This is a genomic window from Anaerolineales bacterium (assembly GCA_037382465.1).
Lineage (GTDB): Bacteria > Chloroflexota > Anaerolineae > Anaerolineales > E44-bin32 > WVZH01.
On the sequence record JARRPX010000046.1, the window covers coordinates 1 to 23,383 of the forward strand.

Sequence of the window (23,383 nt, forward strand, 5' to 3'; positions counted from 1 at the left end):
TTGCCCCTCTTCTTAAGGGACGTTATAAATTATATCACCTGGAAATCAAAGTGAGTGGCTTCGGTGACATTTCCTCGTGGATGGATGTATGTGTTTCGGGCGGGTGCGGTGATCCCGCATACGCGGTATTAAATGACGAGCTCCCGATTGTGGTGTTCCGGGAGCTCGCCGCGCCAAGGGGGGTGGGGGGGAAAAAAAGAGGTTACTCGATGTTCTACCTTTCTTCTTGATGATTTGACCTGGTTTCGCTGGCAGCGATGGCAAACAGCGACCGGCGTTCCAGGCTCAGTAAACCCGTACTTGCTCGATTCGAAATTCGTTTATACGATGATTCGATCGTTCCTTACTCTTGGACTACAGGGTTTGATGTCGTTTGGCGAAGTAGGCCCCCAGGAAAAAAATAATGCCCGCTTCGGCAGCTGGCTGTCATAGTTGATTGCTCAACCGTAGACCCTGTAGCTTTGCGCCGCCACCTTTCGGTGGTTTTGCCTTTTCGACGAGCCGTATGCTCGACGTAGAATAAATTGTAGATTAACAATACTCCCAGAGGCGACTAAGTACAATCCTACCAGGATACTATTCACACGGTTGGGTAGGGAAGCTGGATGTTTCCAGGATTCGCCGCTCGCTGCGGGGGGTCACGGTAAAACAAGAATCTCGTCTCCCAAACCAACGCTATCGATTGGCGGCGGTAATCCTGCAGAACGAATTTCGCGCAGGCCGGGGAACGACTCGCAATAACTCCCCAAGTTTCCAGTCAGAGGGTGGGTTCGCCGTTCATGGAACAGTCTCACCAGCAGACTCTCCGATAAAAGTATGCGGCACACGGCCGTATCAATGCGCAGTGCCTCAGGTGCCGGTGGTGCAGATGGCTGGGGATTTGCTTGACGACGATATTCCTGCGTTGGGTGCGTTGAAGCTGGAAATTTTCTTGTGGATCGAGCGGCTGCCGCATTGCGGACATACAACTTCGCCCCAAGATTCACTGCTCCGAACCAGTTCTTCGAAGGATTGATTGCAGGCCTTACATTGGAATTCGTAAATGGGCATATAGAAATACTCCGTCGCATTTGCGCCGGAAAAACGAAAGCATGCCGCCGCGGCGCATCAAGGTCGTTTAATATGATTAGATGCACATTTTTCACTATGGTTACATCAACGAACCAAGAAGTGAAGTTTTTTGGGGTCTGCTCGCGGACCTGGTGCATAAATCCGTGCGGCTTGGTATACTCCTCGTCACTTATGAGGGTCATCAAAATTCTCGAAAAGACATCCAAGTTCACCCGTCTGGTGATCGCATCTGCAGCACTCTCGATAACCGGCCTGCTGCTGGTGTATTTTGGAACGTCGAAAGTGGTCTATGTTGCCCTGGATGGGGAGACGCTTCGGATTCGCACCCACGCTGCAACGGTGTCCGGCGTTTTGGATTCCGCCAGGATCGAAACCCTCGCAGAAGATCACATCGTACCGGATCTCGAGACGCGCATCGAAGATGGGGAGGTCATTCAGGTCATCCTTGCAGATCTGGTGACCGTAGAAGTGGACCGTCGATCGGTGCCCGTCCTGACGGCGGATTTTGCCCCGGCGGACATCCTCGCCGCTGCAGGTTTCACTCTGCTGCCGGCCGATAGGGTGTGGGTAGATGGGGTGCGCTTGAAAGATCCCGGCTTCGTGCCCGATAAAAGGCCGCAGTACGTCCGCGTCGAGAAAGCCGTGGGCGTTCGCATCGACGTCGATGGGGTACGTCAGGAAATCCACTCCGCTGCACCGACCCTAGGGGAAGCGTTGTGGGAGAACGGCTTCTCGCTGCACGAAGGAGACCGCTTGATTCCGGACGCGAATACCCCGCTGCACGAGGTCGAACTGGCCGTACTCGATCGCGCCCGGCCGATCGTCGTCGAAGTTGATGGCCGTGAAATCGAGACACTCGCAGGCGGCTCGACGGTAGGCGAAGTGCTGGAGCAGGCCGGCATCACCCCCGTGGGTTTGGATTACGTGCTTCCGGGAGAAGATCAGCCCGTTCCGCAAGACGGTCACATCGAGATCGTACGCGTCATCGAGGAAGTGATCGTCGAGATGGAACCGTTGAACTTCGAGACGGAATATCAACCCGCGCCCGACCTGGACCTCGATTCGATCGAGGTATTAACCCAGGGAACGTACGGCGTTCTGGCCAACCGCATCCGCATCCGCAGCGAGAACGGCGTGGAGGTGGCGCGTGATCTGGAGGACGCCTGGGAAGCCGTCGAACCCTCCCCGCGCATCCTGGGCTACGGTACGAAAATCGTCGTACGCACGCTGAACACACCCTACGGAACGATCGAATATTGGCGTGCCGTACCTGTCTACCAAACATCCTATTCCCCGTGCAACCTGGGTGTGAATTACTGCGGGGAGAAAACGGCCAGCGGGAAAAAATTGGCCCACGGCATGATCGGGGTAAGTCGAAGCTGGTTCAACCAGATGCAGGGATGGCCCGTGTACGTTCCGGATTACGGAACCGCCACAATAGAGGACATCGGGGCAGGTATTCCGGGAAAGAATTGGATCGACCTGGCCTACACGGATGAAGAATACGTGATCAAGTACGGCTGGACCACGTTGTATTTCCTCACGCCCGTGCCGCCCTTGAATCAAATACCCTGGATTCTACCTTGAGGGAGCAGCGATGATCGCACGTAAAGCCATTTTCCTGTTAGTGCTCAGCCTGTTCATGCTCTCGGCTTGCGGCGTGAGCGGCGAGCCGGAAAGAATCGTAGAAGATTATTTCAAGGCGATCGCCGCTGGCGATGCCGTCCGAGCCGCGAATCTGTCCTGCGCTGCGTGGGAAAATCGAGCGCGCATCGACGCCGATTCGTTTCTCAACGTCGACACCACGATCGAGGAGATGCACTGTTCGATCATCTCGGAGACGGAAAACACGGTCGACGTGTGGTGCTCGGGATACATCGTGGCAGATTATCAGGGTGAAAATCTGAACATCGACCTATCACTGCAGGTCTATCGGTTGATCGCTGAAGACGGCGTCTGGCGGGTTTGCGGAAATCCTTGAATGAAAGGGGCGTGGAATGCTGCGGTGTTTGTTTTCGCATGAAAATCTGATCGCCCTCGTTCTCTGCCTGATCCTTATCGGCGTGGTCATTCTCACGGCTGATTCCTCCCCGGTCTGGATTTATCAGGGGTTTTAATGACCCTTGCGCAGATCTTCGTTTTCGCTCTGCTCAGCTTGCTCGTCGGTCGTCTTACCGCAACCTGCACCCGGTCGTGGATCCTTTTCGTAACCAACTTGTTTGCAGTTTTCTGGCTGCAGCCGCAGACGTCACTGCGTCATTTCGATTTCTGGTTTCCTGCAGCAACGATCGCACTGATCGTCCTGACCTGGTTTATCGTGCGGGAGAGATCGCCGCTCGCTTCCGAGGACAAAATCTCGCTGGCGGTTATCGTGTCCTTTATTCTGCTCATCAGCTTCACACGCCTTCTGCCCCAGCCGCTGATCATCCCCACCTACCCACCGCAGACTCAGCGGATCGTGCTCACTCTGCTCGTGGCCATGGGGGTCATCGCCGTTTTTGCGCTCGCACGGCGTGAACGGAAATGGATCATTCCGGCGATGATCGCGTTCATCGTGCTGCTTCTGGTCGTGCTTAAGAGCGAAACGCTGCAGCTCGATTTCAGCCGTGTGCTGCGCAGAGTCATGGGGCAATCACCCGCGCTTGCCAGCCAGGTGGACATCACCTGGTTGGGCTATTCCTATATCACATTTCGCTTGATCCATACATTACGCCTCAGCGCTATGGGCAAATTACCGGCGTTGACCTTGCGGGAATTACTGACATTCGGCTTGTTTTACCCCGCGCTCACCGCCGGACCGATCGATCGTGTCGAACGGTTCTTGAAAGACCTGCGCCGTTTTCAGGTGTTGACGGCTGACCGCTTCATGCAGGGCGGGAAACGCATCGCCATCGGGATGTTCAAGAAATTCGTCCTGGCGGATTCCCTTGCGATTCTGGCGCTGAACGAGGTCAAAGCCGGACAGGTCAGCTCCCCTGCGTGGTTGTGGCTGCTGTTGTATGCCTTCGCCTTACAGATCTACCTTGATTTTAGCGGGTACACGGATTTGGCTCTCGGCATTGGTTTCTGGGCGGGGATCAAACTGCCGGAAAATTTCGACCGCCCTTATCTTCAAACGGACATCGGCGCCTTTTGGAACCGCTGGCATATAACCCTGACGCATTGGTTCCGTTTCTACGTATTCAATCCCCTGACGCGCTCGCTGCGTACCCTGCGCATGGAATTACCGGTGTGGACGATCATCCTCACAGGACAGCTATTCACGATGGTCCTGATAGGAATGTGGCACGGCATCACCTGGCACTTCATCCTCTGGGGACTTTGGAACGGAGCGGGATTGTTCTTTCACAATCGCTGGGTGTTGTTCCACCAGAAATACTGGCCGCTTTCGAGCACCTGGCGGGAAAATCCTTTCTCGCGAGCGGTCGGCATCTTCATCACATTCAACTACATTGCCCTGGGATGGGTGTGGTTTGCCATTCCAAACGTGGACGCCGCTTTCGAGGTGATGAGAAAGCTGATAGGAATTTAAGCATATGGATGGACGTGAAGCAGAGGGTTCCTGGAACTGGTCTACGATCACCCGGATATTGATCAAAGCGGTGGGGATGTTCGTCGTCTTCAATCTGATTTTCGCCTGCTTCGATCCCTGGCCATTGATGGCGAAGCTGTCCGTCTACAACTCGATCGTGCCGGGACGCCGGCGGCTGCCGTTTGGCAGCGACCCGCAGCGTTCCTACAATCTCACCATTACCCAACTGGATGTGATGGTCGCCTCACACGAGATTGCCGGGGAAGAGAAACAGCCTGGCGAATTCCGGGTCCTTGTCCTGGGGGATTCGGCGGTCTGGGGATTTCTCCTACAGCCAGGCGAGACACTGCCGGCGCAGGCCGATGCTGCCGGCTATCACACGGCCGACGGCCGGCACATCCGCGCCTACAATTTCGGCTATCCAACCATGTCGCTGACCAAGGATCTTTTACTGCTTTCGCGAGGCATGGAATTCGAACCCGATATGATCGTCTGGTTCTTGACGCTGGAGTCCACCTGGCGGGAAAACCAGATCGCACCGCTGGTTCAATTCAATCCCGGCGCTACGCGGGCCTTGATTCTCGAGTACCATCTGGATCTCAATCCAGACGATACTCGCTTCCAGCCCACATCGTTCTGGCGGCGCACCATTGTCGGCCAGCGCAGAGAGCTGGCCAACGACATCCGCCTGCAGTTCTACGGACTGTTGTGGGCTTCTACGGGTGTGGACCGCTATATTCCGACGACCGCGGCGCGTGAGATACGCGAGCCGTCCGCCGATCTGAACTATCACGGCACGCTGCCGGGTGAACTGCAGGACAGCCAACTGTCCTTCGATGTGCTCTCCGCCGGCGTAGCCCTCGCTGGTGAGGTGCCGGTTCTTATAATCAACGAACCGATCTATATCGATGAAAGCATAGGTGATGGCCGCTATTACAACGAAGATTATCCACGCTGGATCTACGACAGTTTTCGTGAGCGGCTGTGGGCGACGAGTGAAAGGGAAGGCTGGTCTTTACTGGATCTGTGGGATTGGCTTCCGTCCGAAGATTTTAAAGACAGTACGGTGCATTATGACGCCGAAGCGGCGGGTGTTTTGGCGTCGTTTCTGGCTGAGACTATCTATACATTCACAGAATCGGCCGGTGATCGATAAACTAAGACACAATCACCCACCACTCCGGCCTGCAACTTGCAACTTTCGTAAACAATCCCATAATAGTAGCTTCACTGGAAGAGTATGAGCAGGGTGATGAAACGCAGGCTGATACATTCGACAGGATGTCCGAACCCGCGTCCGCAGATACGGGCGAAATTGGCTCGCGGCTTTCGCTTCCCGACCGACATCGCAGCCATGCTGCTCTTCGTGCTGTGCGTGACGCTTTCCGGGGGGCTGCTCACCGGCTGCGACGTTATCGTCGAAGCGGCATACGCCAGCCCGTACGGCGGCACGTTGTATCCCACGGATGCACACCCTTCACCGCAGGTGTCCACTGCGGACGATAGTGTAGATACTCCTCATTCCGCCAAAGTCAGAGAGTCGATTTCCTACCATCAACTGGTCGCCATCGGCGTGCTCTATGCCGTCGAACACCGGCCGGCGAACGAACCAGCGCCGCAGCTTGCGCCCGGTGAATGGATGGAGTTGCCCATCGTTCCTGCGGTTACCTCGACCGCGCGTAGGATCTACCAGCAAGGACTGCGGCGCGGCAACGACCCGCACGCATTTTCGAAAGTTGGGGATTGCCAGAACGTGGCTTCGCTATTCCTGGGTGTCTTCGACGATCCAGACGCCTATCGTCTGCGTCCCGAAGATCTCGATTTGCAGACCACCATCGATTGGTATTCCGGTTCTTTCGGCCGCGACAGCCTGTCGGTACGCGGTGGTTTCAACGCGGCCTCGGTCCTTTCGCCTGTCTGGGCGGACGTCGATGCCTGTGAGCGGGATGAAAACCCGCTGGAATGTGAATTCCGCCTTCACAAGCCCAGTATCGCCATCATCAACCTCGAAACGTGGTGGGAGAAATCGGCCGAAAGCTACGAGCTGTACTTGCGAACGATCATCGAAACCACGATTTCCTACGGCGTCGTGCCGATTCTCTCGACGAAAGCCGACAATCTGGAAGGCGACAACAGCATCAACGCCACAATCGCAGACCTGGCCGTCGAATACGACATACCACTGTGGAACTTCTGGCGTGCCGCGCAGCCCTTGCCCGGCGGTGGGCTGCAGGACGATGGATTCCACCTGACCTACGCCCAGAATTTCTTCGACGATCCCGACCGCATGAAGACGGCCTGGCCCTGGCGCAACCTGACCGCGCTGCAGGCGCTCGACTCCGTGCGTCGAGGTTTGACGGCCACCGAACGATGAAAACCGACGATCGCCGGCCAACCACTTAAATTCAACGTGACGCAACCTGCAGATATTCGTTCCCGCATTCAAAACGAAATCCTGGATTACGTCGCCCGTGAAATACTGCGCGACGAAAGGCACAGGATTGATCCCGAAGAGGCCTTGATCAGCAGCGGATTGATCGATTCGTTTCATCTCGTCGACCTGGCATTGTTCGTCGAGAGTGCTTTCGACGTACGCATCGACGACACCGAACTGAGCGCCTCGGTTTTCGATTCGGTGCGTGAACTGACTGAATTCATCTTGGAACGCTTGCGAGGCGACGCTGGATGACCACCCTCGTCGATCGCCTCGAGGAACGCTACCGCCGGAGTCCGGAGCGAGTGGCAGTTCACTGTCTGACGTGCGATGCTGCACAGCCGTTGACGTACAAAACGCTGCTCGACGGCGCCGCAGGCGTGGCGCGAAATTTTACCGTCGCGGGCGTCCGCAAGGACGACGTGGTGCTCCTCATCCTGCCTCATGGGCGGCATTTGCTTGTCTCGTTTTTCGGCGCGCTGCTCAGCGGCGGTGTGCCCTCGATCCTGGCGTTCCCTTCCGAAAAACTCGATCCGCGTAGATACGCGCGATCGTTGGCGGCGTTGATCGACGTTACGAGACCGGCGGCGTTGCTCACCGATAAATCGTTCGAGCGCGAGGTAAACGGCGCACTTGCAGATAAGGATTCGCCGCCGCAGATCTTATTGGCGGGAGATCTCGAAGTTGAGCAGGACGGTTATTTGAAAACCTTGCCGGGTCATAAGCACTCACCCGACGACACCGCCCTGTTGCAGCACTCCTCGGGTACCACGGGGCTGCAGAAAGGCGTAGCACTTTCTCATCGCTCCATACTGACCCACGTGGAGCGCTACGCCGGCATGATTCAGTTGGATGCACAGGATGTCGTCGTGAGTTGGCTGCCGCTGTATCACGACATGGGCTTGATCGCCGGCTTCCTCATGCCGGTTTTACTCGGCGCCACGTTGGTGCTGATGTCGCCGTTGGATTGGGTTCGGGCGCCGTATCGTTTACTGGACGCAGTGTCTCGCTACAACGGCACGCTCTCCTGGTTGCCGAACTTCGCCTTCAACTTCTGCGCCCAAAAAATCCGCGAAGGGGATATGGAAAACGTCGATCTTTCCACCTGGCGAGCGGTGATCAATTGCTCTGAACCGATGCGCCTGGAGAGTCACATGCAGTTCATTGAGCGTTTCAAGCCCTACGGGCTTCACCCGGAAGCGTTGGCCACCAGTTACGCCATGGCGGAAAACGTCTTTGCCGTGACGCAGAGTGCGATCGGATCGCCGGTGAACGTCGATTGGGTCGATCGTCGAGTGTTTCGGGAAAAGCATCTCGCCCGTCCGGCCGGCGCGGAGCAGGAGTCGATCGCCATCCTCTCGGCCGGAAAACCGCTGCCGAAGACGCAGGTCCGCATCCTCGACGAGGAACGCAGCGAAGTGCCGCCGCGCGTCGTCGGAGAGATCGCCATTAAAAGCGACACGCTCTTGACGGGTTACTATCGCCGGGAGGATCTCACGCAGGATGCCTTTCATGACGGTTGGTTTTTAACCGGCGATTTGGGCTATCTGTTCGGCGGCGAATTGTACGTAACCGGCCGCTCCAAAGAGATCATCATCGTCGGCGGAACGAACGTCTATCCGCAGGACCTGGAGGCACTCGCCGGTGAGGTCGATGGCGTTCACCCGGGCCGGGCGGTCGCTTTCGGACTTTTCAACGAGCAGCTGGGTACGGAAGATGTGACCGTCGTGGTCGAGGGAGACGTCGAAGATCCCGACGAACGCGCTCGACTGGCGGATGCCGTACGCCTGGCGATCAATCGAGGCTCGGATGTCTCCGTGCGTCACGTGCGCGTCGTGCCGCGCGGCTGGGTGATCAAGACCAGCAGTGGAAAACTGGCGCGTGACGCCAACCGTCGAAGGTTCATCGAAGAGTTCCTGTCAGCAAGCGAAGCAGAGCGTACGCCGGAGGATGGCAGCGGTGCCTGAAGCTAATGGTCCGCCGAATGTCCGGGCGCTGATGCGCCGCTTCGGCATCCGATCCCGCAGGAAGCTGGGCCAGAATTTCATGGTCGACCCGCGTGCCCTGCGGAAGGTGATCACTGCTGCGCAGCTTACGGGCGGCGAGACGGTGCTGGAAATCGGCGCCGGCGTGGGCAGCTTGACCTGGCGGCTGGCGCATCATTGTGCAAGGGTCGTCGCCGTGGAGATCGACGAGCGGCTGATTCCGGCGTTGGAGTATGCCCTGTCGTTCGAGTCGAACGTTGAGATCGTCGCCGGGGACATCCTGGAGATGGACGTTGATGAGGTTCTGGGAAACGGACCGTATTCGGTCGTGGCGAACATTCCCTATTACATCACCTCGGCTTTGATTCGCCGATTGATGGAATCCCGGCGTCGGCCGGAGTGCCTTGTGCTCAGCGTTCAAAAAGAAGTCGCCGAACGTATCGTCGCCGGCCCCGGAGAGATGAGTCTGCTGGCCTTGAGCGTGCAGGTGTATGGGGAGCCGGAATTGCGCGGACGCATCCCGGCCAGCGCTTTCTACCCACAGCCCAAGGTCGATTCGGCCGTTCTGCGAATAGCGGGCTACCCTTCGCCGCGCGTGCCGCAGGCGTTGATCGAGCCGCTGTTCGTGCTGGCGCGCGCCGGCTTCGGCCAAAAACGCAAGCAGCTGCACAACGCCCTGGCGAAGAACCTGGGCAAGCCGAATGAGACCGTCTTGGAGTGGCTAAGCGCGGCGGGCGTGCGTCCCGAACAGCGGGCGCAGGAGTTGTCGATCGATAATTGGCTCGACCTTGCGCAGGCGATGGCTTCGAGCGAAGACTGATTTAGAAGCGTGCCTCATCATTTTCTATGAATCAGGTATGGCTGAGTTTAAGATCCGGATTTCCGCAAGATCTGGTCGATCCTGGCCTGTCAGGTAGGAGCTGCTTTCGGTGATCGGTCACCGCCTCTCGCGATTTCCCCGGTACAGGTTTGAGCGATATATACTGTGTGGGATAATGGGGATGAAGTAAGTTACATTACAGTTCCAGTCGCACACCCTGTGCAGTCCTGGGGCCACCGATGACCGATAGACCTATAACTCCAGAAAGCAAGCTGCGAAGGTGGATTCCGTGGTTGGCTGGAATTCTTGTCCTGGGTTTCGTTCTGGCTGCCAGCGGGTTCGTATTCGCCGCCAGCAAGGAATCGCACGATCCATTCTGCGCATCTTGCCACACACAACCGGAAAGCACCTTTTTCGAGCGCTCGCTGGACGTGGAAGCGGTGGATCTGGCTTCCTTTCACACACAGGAAACGACGCGCTGCATCGATTGTCATTCCGGGCCGGGGGTTTTGGGGCGCATGCGAGCGGAATTGATGGGCGCCCGCAACGCGTTGGCCTGGTTCACGCACACAGCGATGCAGCCCGCGCCGTTAACCGTTCCGATTCGGGACGAGAACTGTTTGAAATGCCACCAGGATGTCATCCAGCGAGGCTATTCGCCCAAGCACCCGCTTGCGATCGTAAGCGGCGACGGACATGGCGAAAGGGAAGGAGAGGAGGATGCTTCCAATCACTGGCACGAACTGCTGGCACGCTGGCAGGCTTATCGCTCGGACGCAGGGACCTGCACGAGCTGTCATGCCGGACACACGACGGACGGAACGGCTGAAACCGGATACGAGAACGCCGCGATCACCCGCGCCGTGTGTGAAGCCTGCCATCGTGTGATGGGCGACTGATCTTTCCGAGGTATCCGATTCGCTGTACATTCGTTCGCATTCCATCGCAGTAGCGTTCAAGACACGATGTGTTGATTTGATCTCCGCTTCGGAATTCTGTTACGCATTTCCCCGACTTCCAACCCCAAGAATCTAATTCCCAAACTACATAATTTGAGGTTAATCTGCTGATAAAGCGAGGTTAATTCTTGATTCTCTACAATAGAGATTGGAGGTACAGAGATCATGGAGAAAGAACTTTCTTTCACATCCGAAGGCCTGCAGTTGCAGGGGACGTTGAGCCTACCGGATTCCAGCGACATACTCGGTGCGGTATTGTTGATCCCAGGATCAGGGCAGATCGATAGAAACGAAAACAACAGGAAATTCAAATCGAATATATTCAATGAAATTTCGGAAGAATTGGCCGTCAACTACTTCGCTTCGTTTCGCTACGATAAACGCGGCGTAGGCGAAAGCGAAGGGGACTACTGGAAAACCGGGTTTTACGATCACGTCACAGACGCGAGTTCGGCGACCTCCTTTCTGAAATCCCTGCCGCAGTTGCAGGGGAAACCATTATTCATCCTCGGCCACAGCGAAGGAGCTATGATCTCTATGCGTCTGGCGGCTGACGAACCAGGACTCGCCGGAGCCATCCTGCTGGCAGGTTCAGCGCAAAACGGTGAGGCGACTCTGCGCTGGCAGGCGGCTAAAATCGCCAAGGGACTGACCGGTTTCAGCGCTCTGCTCGTCCGGTTGTTCCACATCGATGTGACCGAGGCGCAGGCGAAGGCGCTGTCGAAGATCAAGCGTTCTTCGAAAGATTGGATGCGGCAGAACCTGTTCCAGAAAATCAACGCCAAATGGATGCGCGAATTCATTGCTTACGACCCGGCAGACGATCTGAAGCGAATCCGGATCCCCGTTCTGGCCATAACGGGATCGAAGGACATCCAGGTCAATCCTGCGGATTTGAAGCGTATGGCTGAGTTGATCCAGGGCGAATACGAGTATCACGAGATTCCGGACATGACTCACGTGCTTCGGGCGGATTCCGGACGACCTTCGATGTCCACGTACAAGGAACAGATCTCTCGGCCCGTCGACCCCCGGCTGCGTGGTTTCATCGACACGTGGCTGAGAAAGATGGTGCACGAGCGTTCGACGGTTTCCCGCGAGCCGAAGCCCGAAATGTCTAGAGCCGTTTGATTCGGTAGATTTAAGAAATTTTTTTGTCGTTTGCCGAGTGTTTCTGGGATTTCTTCGAAGTTATTTGCGAGACTCCATTTCATGCGCCAGGGAGTCCCGAATATTGCTACTGTGCATGGCCAATTTCGTTTGACCCTCAGTCTTGTTGTGGCCGTATAATATAGGTCGATTTTTTAGAGCTTCGGGGATTTGAAGCCATTCGACACCGGATTCTTAAAGAAGTGCCAGATGGACGCCTGCAGCCGACAGACCCGTCGGGTCGATGAAAGCCGCTGTTGGAAATATTGTCCAGAACTATACGACGTGGAGAAGATAAGTTGGAAATTCCTTTCTATCAAATCGATGCCTTTACTAACGAGGTTTTTTCGGGGAATCCCGCAGGTGTGTGCCTGCTCGAGGAGTGGCTTCCCGAGGCGACACTGCGGTCGATCGCTGCGGAGAACAACCTGCCTGAAACGGCGTTCCTGGTTCCGCAGGAGAAGCAGTACGATTTGCGCTGGTTCACGCCGAAGGTCGAGATCGATCTCTGCGGACACGCCACACTGGCCAGCGGGCACGTCATCTTTACGTATGTCGATCCGCAAGCCCAGCGGGCGGAGTTTATGAGTAAGAGCGGCAGGTTGTCCGTCGAACGACGAGACGATTTACTCTTTCTCGATTTCCCTACCCGCAAAGCCGCGGTTCTCGACCGGCCGGAAGGCCTGGATGGCATCCTGGGCGCTTCGCCCACGGAAGTGCTCGCCTCGCGGGACTTGATGGCCGTGTTCGAGGATGAAGATCAGATCCGTACCTTGGCACCCGATCTCGACGCTGTCGCGGCCCTGGATTATTTCGCGCTGATCGTGACGGCTCCGGGCCGAAATTCCGATTTCGTCTCTCGCTTCTTCGCGCCCGGCGCAGCAATTCCCGAAGATCCGGTGACCGGATCGGCGCACTGCACGCTCATTCCCTACTGGTCGGAACGTCTGGGGAAGAAGGAGCTGCACGCCTTTCAGTTGAGCGCTCGCGGCGGGGAATTATTTTGTGCCGATCGGGGTGAAAGAGTCTCCATTGGCGGTCGCTGCGTCACGTATTTGACTGGTTCGATCGACACGTGACTGCCCTTCGTCTTACCGGCTGCCGCCGTCGCTGTTGATTCTGCAGCCGACCTTTATGGACAAGACGGTCTTTTATTGCCGCTCCTTTATTAGCATGGATCGAAAAATCTGAAGTCACTCCGTACCGCGATGCATAGAAGAAAAAACCGCATACAGAGAATGGAGAAGACAATGGATTTGGATCGGTATTTGACCCCTTCCAAAATGAGTGATTGCGATCATACACGTTTGAAACGAACGGCTCAGGAAATCACCACCGGCGCCGAGAATCCGATGCAAGCTGCGCAGCGTGTGTTCCGATACGTGAGAGACGAGATCGCCTTCAACGCCACGCTGGACATCTTCCTGAAAGCTTCGCAGGCAATCCGGAGAAGCACGATGGATTACTGCAATAAAATCAACATCCATCTCTCGCTGCTGCGAGCGGCGGGAATTCCGGCGCGATTTCATACCGTGCGGGTCCGCAAGGAAATGCTCGAGCACATCGTGCCGGGCTTTCTCTACAATCACTTACCCAGCCCGGTGGGTCACTTCTGGTGCGAATGCCATTTGAACGGGCGTTGGACGGCGTGCGAAGCCTTGTTCGACGAGCCTTTCTATGCAGGCATGCTGCGTGCGGGATACCTGACCAAGGAGCAGATACCCACGATTGACTGGGACGGTCAGTGCGATCTGATTCTCATGAAACATTGGATTGTGGAAGACAAAGAAATTTATTCCCACTATGAGCAGCTCACTGCTCTGGCGAGTGCGGAAGGGATGCCGCCGAGATTGTTGTGTAAAGCCCTGGAATGGCTGCCGGCCTTTTTCTCGAGCAGGCGCACGGATCAACTGCGTAAATTGTGAGGCTGCATTTCGACGACAAGCCGAAAATCGCGCAGCCGATGGGAAGCTACCTCATGGATGGAGCAAATTGAAAGGCGTAGGGATGCAACCATCAAATCTCCGGTCGGCATCCGTGAGATTCGTTCGCGTTAGCGGTTTAATATTCTTCCTTTTCGGCTTGCTGGCCGTCATCTTGCGCCTCGTTCAGTTCCTTGTTCTGGGCGGTCCCTCGTTGGAAGAATTGGCGCTCGAAGGTGGATTCCTGGCGCTGCAAGGCATTCCCAGTTTGCTTGCAGCCATCTTTTTCCTGTGAGGCGCTACGGCGCTTTATCTGCGCCAGGCGGAACGGCTCGGCCGGGTAGGTCTCGCGGTTTACTTGTTCACGTTTTCGGGGCTGGTGATTTCCTCCGGGGCGATGTGGACGTACGCCTTCACTGCACCGGCGCTGGCGCGAGAAGCGCCTCAGCTTCTCGCTTCGGACTCGAGTATCATAAAGGCTGTGCTGGTATTTATGGCCGCAGGCCAGATCGGATGGCCCTTTCTGCTCCTCGCTTCCTGGCGAGCGAACATCCTGCCACGCTGGGCTGTGCTCGCCGCTAGCGTGAGCATCTTCCTGGCAGTCGTTCTTACGCTGTTTGCCCAGACGCAGCTTATACGTTTCATCTACAACGTGCTGTTCGGAGCGGGACCTGCTCTACTGGGTTACGTACTTTGGCGTGAACGGCCTGCAGAAGCGTGAAACCTGTATTTTGAGAGAATGCGGTACGGTACGGCATCGTTGAGCTGGCGATGCGGCCGGGAGGGTGCGGTGTGCGGAGGCACCCGGCGATTTTGCCCCATCCTGCTCGTAACGTCGGCTACGTCATCAGGGAATCATGAAGTTTAACAAAATTCGAGTACAATACGCTTGAACAGGCTGCAATATCCGGCTCATGTTTCACGCAATGGGCGACGTTTTCATGAATACTTCTGAGATCGATAGAGAAGAACGGCTATCGCAATTGCTGCGGGATGTCCCGGATCGTGGTCTCGATCGGTACCCCTTGATATTGAAGGACGTCTGCGAGCTTCCCGCGGAATTGAAATCCCCTGCACTCGATTCGTTTGTCGAAAGCGATGCCGTAGAGACCATCATCTCCTTTCCGCCGCAGATCCATCGCGGTTGGCACTACGTCCCCAAGCAAGCCTTGCTATTTACGGCTTCCGACGTAATCCATTCCCAGGCTTCGATTTGGCCCGGCCAGGAATCCCAGGTCACGCTCCTGAGCGGGCGCGATCTCATTTAGATGCGGGTCAGCTTGCTGCTGTATGGATTGTTGGAGATCGTCGCTGCGGGTCAGACCTACCCGGTGCGGCTGCGCGTTGAATTCAACACAGTTGCCAGGTATCCCGCCATGTCCCGGCCGTCGCGCAAACTGCTGCGCGCGATCCAGGCCATTCCCGAGCAATCGAGTGGCGAGATTCACCTTACAGAGGCGGCGCAAACGGTTGTTAAAAGATTGCTGCTTAAATTCTTCAACGGTATACATATCTACGGCCTTCTCCCCGGAGAGGAATTGAAGGACCAGGTCTTCCAACCCGGCACTTGGAAACCCTGGCTGCTCTTCTTCCGCCGTCCCGTTTCCCCCGATACCCTGCTGCTCACGAGCAATTTCGTGGTGGTGATTGCGGAAGAGTTGGACGTGAAGCAGGGTTGGGTGATCTCGTACATCCCGCGGGAAAATATATATGAGATGCAAAGCCAACCGCGCGACTTGTGGAACGAACTGACGATCCACCTAGAACGAAACGACCAGACGGAAAAGTGTAAGTTGCTGTTGAAGGACAAATCGATCCGGGATTGGGGTGCGTTGTGGCTCGCAAACGATGGACGTTGGGACGACCGCGAGGCTGAATTGAAGACGGCGTCGATCGAGTAGTGCACAGCCCATTCGTCAGGACGGGAGTTTCTCCATGCAAAAGGAATCGGCAAATCGAGTGAAACTGAGCAACGGAGCGATCGTCTTCGTGACGCCGGATGTGAAGGAAGCTGCGGTGTATTATCGAGACGTCCTGGGATTTCGCGTCGTTGAGCATCTGGATAATGCAGAGCCTTTTGCAACGCTGTATCGTGACACAGTGGAGATCATCATCGTCCAGGCAAAACACGGCGTGGTGGCTTCCAATCTGGAACGCTACGGGGCTGGTTACGATGCCTACCTCGATCCCGAGCGCCTCGAAGACGTGGATCGTATCTTCGAGGAACTGCAGCAACGCGGTGCCATCATCGTCAGCCCGCCCGGCATGACGGACTATGGCAGTTACGAATTCGTGATCGAAGACATTGATGGAAGACGGATCGGGATCGGCCGTATTCGGGACAAGGACGTTTTCTTCGGGCAAGAAAAACCATAGAGTGTATTAAACGCTTAGGGAACGGATATGCCATGAGTCCCTCCTTCGATCCGGTTTCTGGCACGGTCGCTATAAATCTCATGCATGAGTGAATAGAGGAGCAGGAACATGAAACTCGAGGAATTCCTCGTCAAAGCGAAAGTAAACGCCTATGCTGGAGCGGGGGAAGGCGGCGAAGGCCTCCTGCCTGACGACAGTAAGGAACTCACCTTTGAGGAAGGTGCGTTCAGGTACCGCGATCGCTATTTCGGATGGAACCCCTTCATCGGGGAAGAAGTGGTATGGAAAGACGACGAAATCGTCTGGGGGATGAATTATTACGGGCTGGTTTTCGATGAAGTCATACCGGCTGTACGAGTGTATGCATTCTTGCAGCGGGCGATGAATCAAGTTAATGCGCTGCGGCCTTTTCGCGGCCCCGATTCGATGAGGGAAGATGAATTCGAGTACACTGATGAAAGTCAGGGTACGCTAGCGCGCTTCGCAGGGGAAGAAAAGATTTTTTATCAAGGACGAGAAATCTATCGATTGCAGTATCATGGGGGCAGCATCAGAGCCAAGTAAGCGATCCACATGTTCCGATTTAGAATCCGTCGGTCATTTGAAGCTCGAAAAACAGGTTTACATGCCGGGCTTGATTCTGGGGATACTCGGAATTATCTTCCGATTTCAAAGCGCGGAGTTGCGTCGATCCGCCGATAAATTGCGGTGCAGATAGCGCACCTGCCACACGCGGTAGGCGGCTTCTAGCTGGATGCGCAGCGTCATTTTCGATTGTCCGATGCGGCGATCCTCGAAATAAATCGGGGACTCGATCGTGTGAAATCCCAACTTCTGCGCCACGTAACTCATCTCCACCTGGAAGACGTAGCCGTTCGAACGTATGCTGTCCAACGGCATGCCTTGAAGTGTTTCCCGGCGCCAGAGACGGTATCCGCCGGTAGCATCTTTGATTTGTAAGCCGAGTATCAAACGGGCGTACAGGTTGCCGAATGCGGATAGCAGCACGCGGCCGAAACCCCAACGCTCGTCGAGTTTACCACCCGGGACGTAGCGCGATCCGAAGACTGCGTCGGCGGACTTCAATTTGTCCATGAATTCCGGCAGATAGCCGGGATCGTGTGAGAAATCCGCATCCATCTGGGCGATGGCTTCGGCATCTCCTTCGAGGGCGGCCTTGAAACCCGTGATGTATGCCGACCCCAAACCCAATTTGCCTCGTCTGTGGATCACGGACAGGCGGCCGGGGTGCGCTGCTGCCAGATCGTCTGCGATTTTCCCGGTTTCGTCCGGTGAGGCGTCGTCGACGACGAGGATCTTGAGATCGGGGATCGGAAGCGCCCACAACTCGGCGGCGATCAACTCCAGGTTCTCCGCTTCATTGTAGGTAGGGATGACGACGGTCAATTTTCGCATCGATAGAATCCAATTGTATAGGCCGTCGATACGTCAGTTCTACCGTATTCGGAAACGTCACTCGGAAAGGAAAAGGGAATTTGATCTGTGTAACACGCGCGCATGCCGCTTGAGGGTTTCCGTAGATTGGGGCCGCAAGGGTTCAACATTCGTCCCCGGAAGAATTAAAGAAGACCCGAGAGATCGTCGACGGCTCGCCGCATGTCAAGAAACAACAAACCCAATTTAGCCTGTTCTCGGGCAAGAACTGTAAGCACCGCTTCTGCGCCGACCGACATCAGAACGACGAAACCGTGTTTGCCGCGGATGTATACCTGGTCGAGGTTGCCCCGCCCCAGTTCACCGGCGATGCGTTCACCGAGGGAAAGCATCGCCGCGGACATCGCAGAAACACGATCCTCCTCGACGTTGCTGGGAAGGGCGGAAGCGATGGTCAATCCGTCTACGCTTACCACGGCAGAAGCCTCGACATCAGGAGAAGATGCTTGTAGATCTCGCAGACGGTCAACCATGAGTTCGGTGCGTGTTTTGGCCAAGGTTAAACTCCTAGAGACCAAACTCATACAGTTCGGTGGTATGCAAAGTGAAGCGGCGCTACTGTAGCATAGCGTATAATGCTTGTCAAGCAGACCCTGTTCTCACATACGCTTTCACCCTCGATGCGCTATAATGCGGGGGTCATTCGATGCTTGAAAAGTAAGACGATTCCAGACAGTTTGATTTTCGGGAGTGTGAATATGCCGGTTTGGCTGGAACAACAGATCGTCACTTTCCTTACGGACCTGTTTCAAACCATGGGTTGGGGTGGGGTTTTTGGCATCATGGTATTGGAAAGCGCCAACATTCCCATCCCCAGTGAGGTCACCATGCCGCTGTCAGGGTGGCTGCTGGTCCAGGCGCAGGGAGGGACGGGTTGGGAAGCTGCGCTCTTGGGTGGTTTTTGGGGGGCGGTGGGGTGTACGCTCGGCTCGGTGATTTCCTATGCTCTTGGCGTGTGGGGTGGCCGTCCGTTGCTGGATCGCTACGGGAAATATCTGATGATCCATCCTCACGACCTCGAAGTGGCGGACCGCTGGTTCAAGCGTTGGGGGGAGTGGACGGCATTCTTCTCCCGCTTGCTCCCCATCGTGCGAACCTTCATCTCGTTCCCGGCAGGCGTCACCCGGGCGAGATTCGTGCCCTTCACGGTCTTTAGTTTCATCGGTTCGTTCCTCTGGTGTGCCGCACTGGCATACGGCGGTTATGCATTTGGCGCTCGCTGGGAGGAACTGCGGGCGATCATGCGGCCGTTCGATATTCCCATCGCCATCGTTCTGGTCATCGGTTTTATGTACTACATCATCCACCACATCCGCCGAGGGACTCGCGTGCGAACCCAGGAGACTCCTTCCGTAGATTGAGCGAGAGACGGCTGAAAGACGTCTTTCGAGTCTATTCGAACGATTTGACAAACACATCGGCCGTGGACACATCAAACGTGTCCGCGGCCGCAGCGTTTTCCGGGAATTAACACGAAATTGAATCAGGTTTGAACCTGCGGCGATGGAGCAGGGGGCAGATCTGAATTCTCTGATGTGTGCGGTGTGAGACCGTCCCAATCTTCACGCAATCTATCGGGGATCAAGATCAGGCCAGCGAGTGCCACCGTCGATAATCCCACGGTGACTGCAATCGCAAACGCACCAAAAAATCTATTCCAGCGTTTGTATGTGATTGCTTGTCCAATTCCCCAGCACGTCATACCGGCTGTGAACGTGTGCATCATCGTGGCGGCGCCGCGGATGAACATGGTCTGCGTCCAATCCGTCCCCGTAGGCGTGAGCAAGGTGGCTTCCACGAATGCGAAACCGACGCCGCCAAGGACCCCGCTGAGAAAGGACTCAGAAGATGACGGCTTCCTGCCGAGAATCGGTAAAATCACCGTGCTTTTCAGACTTTCTTCGATCAGCGGCACGAAGACACACACGAAGACCACGATGCTGACGAGCACGATCGGTTGATCGAGCAGTTCGGCGTAACTTTCGATCATGGATTCGGATGCCCAGTTCTCCGGATTCGACAACGAATCGAGCAGCGCCTGTCCCTCCGCAGTGCTTAGACTTCTGACAAGGAGAGTTGTTATACCCACAATCATGAGTACGAGTTCGGCGATGATCGCCGAAGTCGGTATGATCCAGGTGCCGATGAAAAGAGATCCCCAGAAGCGGCGTTGGGAAATTCGAGTACTGTGGCGCAGGACCAGCAAAATCGCAAACAAAGCAGGAATCGCGGCGGCAACGATGTGAACGACCGGATTCAAAACGGTAATCCGATTAGGCTTCTCGAGGGTGAAATATCCCAGCACCAGAACGAGGGGGAATAACAAGAGTATGTAGCGCAATTTTACCTTTGGTGGATTCAGCAGCGGTATTTTCTGGCCTTGTATCGCCCGAAAACTGATGATCGCAGAAGGTAGGCTGATCAGAAAAAGAGCAATTACCATCCAAAACAAGCTGCTGCCCTGTGTGCTTTCAACGCTCGGGCTGCTCAGATAGGTTCGGAAGAATATAAAACCCACCGAGCACAAACACAGCAGGAACGTGCCTCCAAAGCCGATTATAAGGAGATAGTCGATAGCGTCGGCGTGTTGTTGTTGTTCGTTCATGGGCCCTCGATCGTAATGGAGTGTATCACAGCCTCGGGTTCGGTTAGTAAATCATCGAGTGCAGACCGTGGATTAAGGGCTTGCAGCAGATCCAGGCCATCGATGACACGGCCGAAGATCGTACATGTGCCGTTGATCATGGGTAAGGGAGCAAGGGTGATAAAAAAACGGCTCCCGTTGGTTCCCGGTCCCTGACTTACCAGGGCAACCATGCCGGCCTGATCGAAAGTCAGGGAATCGCTGATTTCGTTATCGAAGGAATAGCCGGGTCCACCCCAACCTGTGCCACTCGGATCGCCGCTCTCGACAAAAGCTCCCGGTTCGACTCGATAGATGGGATTCTCGTCGAACCAGCCTTGCTCGGCGAGAAAGATAAAGCTGTTGACCGCCAGTGGTGCGTATCGGGGAAGCAGTTGGATGACGACCTCGCCCTGTGGGATTTCCAGATAGGCGATGTAATCGGCTTGAATATCGATGGCGAAGGGGGGATAGACCTCATATTGATGAGAGTTCAGCATCTCCAAACGTATCGAGGCTTCGAGGTTGTCCAGCGTGACCGGCAACCGATACCAGAGTCCGTTGAAATAGATGAAGGGTACGCCCGGGATTCCAGCGGCCGCAGTTTCAAGATAGGTATCGATGATTCTATCCTGGTACACGCGATAATCGATGGCTTCGGCAAATTCTTTCTGGTTCAAGCCGATCTCGATGGCGGTTTCTTTCAACCAGACGACGAAGGCTTTCGGCGATAGTTCGAACCACTCGCCGTAATTCAGGAAGAGGGCGTCGTACATTTCCCAAAACGCCCCCTGCGCCCCGGCCGCCTCTGCGGCTTCCGCTGCAAGGGAGGCTTTATCGTGCAGATAGAGCTGCGGGAAATGGCGGAAGATGATGCGCAGATCATGCGGATGCCACGCTCGCAGCTTGGATAAAATGGTTTCGAGCCAGGCACATTCCGTGCTCTGAAAATCCATGTAGACGACCAATGTCACGCTGGCATCCGGCTCGCCGCGGCTCCAATCGGCAGCGGATACCGGCTGCAGTGGATACAACGTGGCGGTCGCCGTTCGTGCCGCCAGTGTCTGTCTCGCCGATGTGCCGATCGGGGTGGATGTGGACGTCGGACCCAGGCGAACGGGAGTTCTCGATTCCGTCGCCATCTCTCTTGATGCCGTAGATCGAGCCGTACCGCAAGCGCTGGTTAGCAGCGCAAGTGCGAGGAATAAAGCAAAGGCTGCATGGATAAATCGGAGTCTGGGCTGCGTGTGTTGAATCCTTTCTACCGCAGATCGATTCGGCAAGATGCAACTGGATTGCACCGGCATGGGTAAGCTCAATCCTGGAACGGCTCTGGAGTCTCGTACCATTCGATGGGGATGACCTGACCCGTGATGTACCGCGCTTCGTCTGATGCCAGGAAAACGCAAGCGCCGACGTGATCTTCGGCTTTCAACATGCGGGTCTTATCTTCTTCGATCTGTGTGCGGAAGGCGGTATCCGCCTTGCCGGGTGCGATCGCATTGACACGGATGTTGTCCGCCTTACCTTCCTCGGCGCACGCTTTGGTAAATCCGATCTGTCCCCACTTACTGGCACAATATGCACTCAAAAGCTTATATCCATAGAGGCCTCCCAGAGAAGAGACGTTGATGATCGAGCCGCTGCCGGCTTCGCGCATCGGCCGCCAGACGTGCTTGCTGCACAGAAAGGTACCAATGAGATTGACGGCGAGGATGGATTCAAAGGCGGTCTTCGTCATTCCCCACACAGGCCGCATGCCGCCAACGCCAGCGTTGTTGATCAGGATATCGATGCGGCCGAATGCATCCAGCGTTTCCTTTACCATGTTCTTGACTTGTTCTTCATCGGAAACGTCGCATACGACGGCCAGTGCTTTCCGTCCTTGTGCGCGGATCTCCGCAGCGACATTTTTGATTTCATCTTTCGTCCGCGCGCAAACCACGACGTCCGCTCCCTGTGCGGCGAATTCGAGGGCGACGGCCCGGCCGATCCCGCGCCCGCCGCCTGTTATGATGGCGATCTTGTGTGCAAGTCGCATGAATGACTCCCTCGCAGAACGCGTACGATTGTAGCAGGAATCCGGCTTTAAAACCTCGATCTCGCGTGGATCGAACGTCGACCTTGCTACGGGGGAGTCGATGCGGTATCCTTTGAAACAATCGGGGGTGGTTGGGTCCCGGTGGGCTCCCCGGTCTTCAAAACCGGTGGCGGGTCGTTAAACGAGCCGCGGTGGGTTCGACTCCCATCCACTCCCGCCTGTACTTTGAGAGGGATGGTATGAATAACCGGATTGCAGAGCAGGAACAGGATTTCGTCGAACGTCTGTTGCCTTACGTACAGAGAGTCATGCAGGTCGAAGATGTCTCCTCCGGGGGCAAGAAGGAAGGCTTCGCGGCGAGGTTCCGCGGCCGGCTCACGATCGATTCGCAAGCGGCCTACGATCGATTGGAGCCGCAGTTCCGTAGTGTCGGCACCACGCTCTTTCTCCATGAAGATGAAGGACGGCACGTCGTACTCGCCGTTCCCGGATTGATCGATCCCTCACCGTCCAATCCGTGGATCAACCTGCTCATGTTTCTCCTAACTCTGGCCAGCGTGCTCTACGTTGGCGTGTTGAATGCGGCCAGCTACAACATGTCCGAAGGGGTTCATGGTGCGGATATTTACCTGGCGCAGGATTATCCGCTCGCCATCGTGTATGCCGGAAGCATCCTGTCGATCTTGCTCGCCCACGAGTTCGGTCATTACCTCGCCGCTCGATTTCACCGAACCGCGGTAACCCTGCCGTATTTCATCCCTTTCCCTACGGCGTTGGGAACGATGGGGGCTTTCATCCGTCTCAAGGAACCCCCGCGCAACAAGCGTGTGCTCCTGGATATTGGCCTGGCCGGTCCGATCGCGGGACTGGTCGTCGCCATTCCGATACTGCTGATCGGACTGTCACTCTCGAATGTGGGCACACTGCCGGCTGCGCCGAGTGAAACCGAGGTATCCCTATTGGAGGGGAATTCCCTGCTCTATCTGGCGGCGAAATATATCGTCACGGGTCAGTTT

At 55.9% G+C, this 23,383-nt stretch carries 27 protein-coding genes, 1 tRNA gene and 1 riboswitch; of the genes, 22 read left to right on the plus strand and 6 right to left on the minus strand.

Annotated elements, in window-relative coordinates:
* The coding region (locus tag P8Z34_11975) for a hypothetical protein (GenBank protein MEJ2551390.1) at positions 1 to 230 on the plus strand (230 nt) is incomplete at its 5' end.
* Positions 231 to 411: 181 nt separating this feature from the next.
* Positions 412 to 500, minus strand: a riboswitch (cyclic di-GMP riboswitch).
* Between the two features lie 138 nt (positions 501 to 638).
* Here the strand turns inward: P8Z34_11975 and P8Z34_11980 are convergent.
* Positions 639 to 1,253: a hypothetical protein gene (locus tag P8Z34_11980; protein ID MEJ2551391.1), complete on the minus strand. Its 615-nt coding sequence runs from the start codon at positions 1,251 to 1,253 to the stop codon at positions 639 to 641.
* Here P8Z34_11980 and P8Z34_11985 point away from each other — a divergent pair.
* The 18 genes from P8Z34_11985 to P8Z34_12070 all read left to right on the plus strand — a co-directional run bounded on the left by P8Z34_11985 (position 1,243) and on the right by P8Z34_12070 (position 16,812).
* The gene (locus P8Z34_11985) at positions 1,243 to 2,658 is read left to right on the plus strand and encodes a ubiquitin-like domain-containing protein (protein ID MEJ2551392.1); all 1,416 of its coding nucleotides are present in this window, start codon (positions 1,243 to 1,245) and stop codon (positions 2,656 to 2,658) included. The genes P8Z34_11980 and P8Z34_11985 overlap by 11 nt on opposite strands.
* A 10-nt stretch (positions 2,659 to 2,668) precedes the next feature.
* The gene (locus P8Z34_11990) at positions 2,669 to 3,052 is read left to right on the plus strand and encodes a hypothetical protein (protein ID MEJ2551393.1); all 384 of its coding nucleotides are present in this window, start codon (positions 2,669 to 2,671) and stop codon (positions 3,050 to 3,052) included.
* A gap of 135 nt (positions 3,053 to 3,187) precedes the next feature.
* Positions 3,188 to 4,603, plus strand: a complete 1,416-nt coding sequence (locus tag P8Z34_11995) for an MBOAT family O-acyltransferase (protein ID MEJ2551394.1) — start codon at positions 3,188 to 3,190, stop codon at positions 4,601 to 4,603.
* Positions 4,604 to 4,607: 4 nt separating this feature from the next.
* Positions 4,608 to 5,759, plus strand: coding sequence for a hypothetical protein (locus tag P8Z34_12000; protein ID MEJ2551395.1), 1,152 nt, complete (start codon positions 4,608 to 4,610; stop codon positions 5,757 to 5,759).
* Positions 5,760 to 5,855: 96 nt separating this feature from the next.
* Positions 5,856 to 6,977, plus strand: coding sequence for an SGNH/GDSL hydrolase family protein (locus tag P8Z34_12005; protein MEJ2551396.1), 1,122 nt, complete (start codon positions 5,856 to 5,858; stop codon positions 6,975 to 6,977).
* Between the two features lie 36 nt (positions 6,978 to 7,013).
* Positions 7,014 to 7,292, plus strand: coding sequence for an acyl carrier protein (locus tag P8Z34_12010; protein ID MEJ2551397.1), 279 nt, complete (start codon positions 7,014 to 7,016; stop codon positions 7,290 to 7,292).
* Positions 7,289 to 9,004 carry an AMP-binding protein gene (locus P8Z34_12015; GenBank protein ID MEJ2551398.1) on the plus strand — a complete coding sequence of 572 codons (1,716 nt, stop codon included), beginning with the start codon at positions 7,289 to 7,291 and terminating at the stop codon, positions 9,002 to 9,004. Before P8Z34_12010 ends, P8Z34_12015 begins: the two co-directional genes overlap by 4 nt.
* Positions 8,997 to 9,842, plus strand: coding sequence for a 16S rRNA (adenine(1518)-N(6)/adenine(1519)-N(6))-dimethyltransferase RsmA (gene rsmA, locus P8Z34_12020; GenBank protein MEJ2551399.1), 846 nt, complete (start codon positions 8,997 to 8,999; stop codon positions 9,840 to 9,842). The genes P8Z34_12015 and rsmA overlap by 8 nt, the downstream gene beginning before the upstream one ends.
* A gap of 293 nt (positions 9,843 to 10,135) precedes the next feature.
* Positions 10,136 to 10,741, plus strand: coding sequence for a hypothetical protein (locus P8Z34_12025; protein ID MEJ2551400.1), 606 nt, complete (start codon positions 10,136 to 10,138; stop codon positions 10,739 to 10,741).
* A 225-nt stretch (positions 10,742 to 10,966) separates the two neighbouring features.
* Complete coding sequence (locus tag P8Z34_12030; GenBank protein MEJ2551401.1) at positions 10,967 to 11,932, plus strand: alpha/beta fold hydrolase; 966 nt, start codon at positions 10,967 to 10,969, stop codon at positions 11,930 to 11,932.
* 317 nt (positions 11,933 to 12,249) lie between these two features.
* Positions 12,250 to 13,029, plus strand: coding sequence for a PhzF family phenazine biosynthesis protein (locus P8Z34_12035; GenBank protein MEJ2551402.1), 780 nt, complete (start codon positions 12,250 to 12,252; stop codon positions 13,027 to 13,029).
* Positions 13,030 to 13,200: 171 nt separating this feature from the next.
* Entirely contained in the window at positions 13,201 to 13,875 is a 675-nt protein-coding gene (locus P8Z34_12040; GenBank protein MEJ2551403.1) for a transglutaminase-like domain-containing protein, read from the plus strand.
* Between the two features lie 112 nt (positions 13,876 to 13,987).
* Positions 13,988 to 14,167 (plus strand): hypothetical protein, encoded by a 180-nt coding sequence (locus P8Z34_12045; GenBank protein ID MEJ2551404.1) that lies wholly within the window; start codon positions 13,988 to 13,990, stop codon positions 14,165 to 14,167.
* A 63-nt stretch (positions 14,168 to 14,230) separates the two neighbouring features.
* The gene (locus P8Z34_12050; GenBank protein MEJ2551405.1) at positions 14,231 to 14,593 is read left to right on the plus strand and encodes a hypothetical protein; all 363 of its coding nucleotides are present in this window, start codon (positions 14,231 to 14,233) and stop codon (positions 14,591 to 14,593) included.
* Positions 14,594 to 14,813: 220 nt separating this feature from the next.
* Positions 14,814 to 15,140: a hypothetical protein gene (locus P8Z34_12055; GenBank protein MEJ2551406.1), complete on the plus strand. Its 327-nt coding sequence runs from the start codon at positions 14,814 to 14,816 to the stop codon at positions 15,138 to 15,140.
* Positions 15,141 to 15,773 (plus strand): hypothetical protein, encoded by a 633-nt coding sequence (locus P8Z34_12060; GenBank protein ID MEJ2551407.1) that lies wholly within the window; start codon positions 15,141 to 15,143, stop codon positions 15,771 to 15,773. It abuts the gene before it with no gap.
* Positions 15,774 to 15,807: 34 nt separating this feature from the next.
* A complete protein-coding gene (locus tag P8Z34_12065; GenBank protein ID MEJ2551408.1) occupies positions 15,808 to 16,248 on the plus strand; it encodes a VOC family protein in 441 nt (146 codons plus the stop codon).
* A gap of 108 nt (positions 16,249 to 16,356) precedes the next feature.
* A complete protein-coding gene (locus tag P8Z34_12070) occupies positions 16,357 to 16,812 on the plus strand; it encodes a DUF5680 domain-containing protein (protein ID MEJ2551409.1) in 456 nt (151 codons plus the stop codon).
* Positions 16,813 to 16,917: 105 nt separating this feature from the next.
* Here the strand turns inward: P8Z34_12070 and P8Z34_12075 are convergent, their stop codons facing one another.
* Both P8Z34_12075 and P8Z34_12080 read right to left on the minus strand, forming a co-directional pair.
* Entirely contained in the window at positions 16,918 to 17,664 is a 747-nt protein-coding gene (locus P8Z34_12075; GenBank protein ID MEJ2551410.1) for a polyprenol monophosphomannose synthase, read from the minus strand.
* A gap of 164 nt (positions 17,665 to 17,828) precedes the next feature.
* On the minus strand, positions 17,829 to 18,200 hold the full coding sequence (locus P8Z34_12080; GenBank protein MEJ2551411.1) for a roadblock/LC7 domain-containing protein: 372 nt from the start codon (positions 18,198 to 18,200) through the stop codon (positions 17,829 to 17,831).
* 201 nt (positions 18,201 to 18,401) lie between these two features.
* On the opposite strand from P8Z34_12080, the gene P8Z34_12085 reads away from it, so the two are divergent.
* Positions 18,402 to 19,064, plus strand: coding sequence for a DedA family protein (locus tag P8Z34_12085; protein MEJ2551412.1), 663 nt, complete (start codon positions 18,402 to 18,404; stop codon positions 19,062 to 19,064).
* A 122-nt stretch (positions 19,065 to 19,186) separates the two neighbouring features.
* Here P8Z34_12085 and P8Z34_12090 read toward each other — a convergent pair whose 3' ends face one another.
* The 3 genes from P8Z34_12090 to P8Z34_12100 form a co-directional block, all read right to left on the minus strand.
* Entirely contained in the window at positions 19,187 to 20,308 is a 1,122-nt protein-coding gene (locus tag P8Z34_12090; protein ID MEJ2551413.1) for a PrsW family glutamic-type intramembrane protease, read from the minus strand.
* Positions 20,305 to 21,468: a peptidylprolyl isomerase gene (locus tag P8Z34_12095; GenBank protein ID MEJ2551414.1), complete on the minus strand. Its 1,164-nt coding sequence runs from the start codon at positions 21,466 to 21,468 to the stop codon at positions 20,305 to 20,307. Before P8Z34_12095 ends, P8Z34_12090 begins: the two co-directional genes overlap by 4 nt.
* Positions 21,469 to 21,641: 173 nt before the next feature.
* Positions 21,642 to 22,367 (minus strand): SDR family NAD(P)-dependent oxidoreductase, encoded by a 726-nt coding sequence (locus tag P8Z34_12100; GenBank protein MEJ2551415.1) that lies wholly within the window; start codon positions 22,365 to 22,367, stop codon positions 21,642 to 21,644.
* Positions 22,368 to 22,490: 123 nt separating this feature from the next.
* On the opposite strand from P8Z34_12100, the gene P8Z34_12105 reads away from it, so the two are divergent.
* Both P8Z34_12105 and P8Z34_12110 read left to right on the plus strand, forming a co-directional pair.
* Positions 22,491 to 22,584, plus strand: a tRNA-Sec gene (locus P8Z34_12105).
* A gap of 22 nt (positions 22,585 to 22,606) precedes the next feature.
* Positions 22,607 to 23,383: site-2 protease family protein (locus tag P8Z34_12110; protein MEJ2551416.1), on the plus strand; the 777-nt coding region annotated here is incomplete at its 3' end.

Excerpts from the sequence above, each read along its gene's own strand:
- P8Z34_12100 (MEJ2551415.1), bottom strand. The coding sequence starts at position 22,367 with ATGCGACTTGCACACAAGATCGCCATCATAACAGGCGGCGGGCGCGGG.
- P8Z34_11985 (MEJ2551392.1), top strand. The coding sequence starts at position 1,243 with ATGAGGGTCATCAAAATTCTCGAAAAGACATCCAAGTTCACCCGTCTG.
- P8Z34_12005 (MEJ2551396.1), top strand. The coding sequence starts at position 5,856 with ATGAAACGCAGGCTGATACATTCGACAGGATGTCCGAACCCGCGTCCG.
- P8Z34_12060 (MEJ2551407.1), top strand. The coding sequence starts at position 15,141 with ATGCGGGTCAGCTTGCTGCTGTATGGATTGTTGGAGATCGTCGCTGCG.
- P8Z34_12000 (MEJ2551395.1), top strand. The coding sequence starts at position 4,608 with ATGGATGGACGTGAAGCAGAGGGTTCCTGGAACTGGTCTACGATCACC.
- P8Z34_12040 (MEJ2551403.1), top strand. The coding sequence starts at position 13,201 with ATGGATTTGGATCGGTATTTGACCCCTTCCAAAATGAGTGATTGCGAT.
- P8Z34_11990 (MEJ2551393.1), top strand. The coding sequence starts at position 2,669 with ATGATCGCACGTAAAGCCATTTTCCTGTTAGTGCTCAGCCTGTTCATG.
- P8Z34_12075 (MEJ2551410.1), bottom strand. The coding sequence starts at position 17,664 with ATGCGAAAATTGACCGTCGTCATCCCTACCTACAATGAAGCGGAGAAC.
- P8Z34_12065 (MEJ2551408.1), top strand. The coding sequence starts at position 15,808 with ATGCAAAAGGAATCGGCAAATCGAGTGAAACTGAGCAACGGAGCGATC.
- P8Z34_11980 (MEJ2551391.1), bottom strand. The coding sequence starts at position 1,253 with ATGACCCTCATAAGTGACGAGGAGTATACCAAGCCGCACGGATTTATG.
- P8Z34_12095 (MEJ2551414.1), bottom strand. The coding sequence starts at position 21,468 with ATGGCGACGGAATCGAGAACTCCCGTTCGCCTGGGTCCGACGTCCACA.
- P8Z34_12055 (MEJ2551406.1), top strand. The coding sequence starts at position 14,814 with ATGAATACTTCTGAGATCGATAGAGAAGAACGGCTATCGCAATTGCTG.
- P8Z34_12090 (MEJ2551413.1), bottom strand. The coding sequence starts at position 20,308 with ATGAACGAACAACAACAACACGCCGACGCTATCGACTATCTCCTTATA.
- P8Z34_12070 (MEJ2551409.1), top strand. The coding sequence starts at position 16,357 with ATGAAACTCGAGGAATTCCTCGTCAAAGCGAAAGTAAACGCCTATGCT.
- P8Z34_12030 (MEJ2551401.1), top strand. The coding sequence starts at position 10,967 with ATGGAGAAAGAACTTTCTTTCACATCCGAAGGCCTGCAGTTGCAGGGG.
- P8Z34_12085 (MEJ2551412.1), top strand. The coding sequence starts at position 18,402 with ATGCCGGTTTGGCTGGAACAACAGATCGTCACTTTCCTTACGGACCTG.
- P8Z34_11995 (MEJ2551394.1), top strand. The coding sequence starts at position 3,188 with ATGACCCTTGCGCAGATCTTCGTTTTCGCTCTGCTCAGCTTGCTCGTC.
- P8Z34_12015 (MEJ2551398.1), top strand. The coding sequence starts at position 7,289 with ATGACCACCCTCGTCGATCGCCTCGAGGAACGCTACCGCCGGAGTCCG.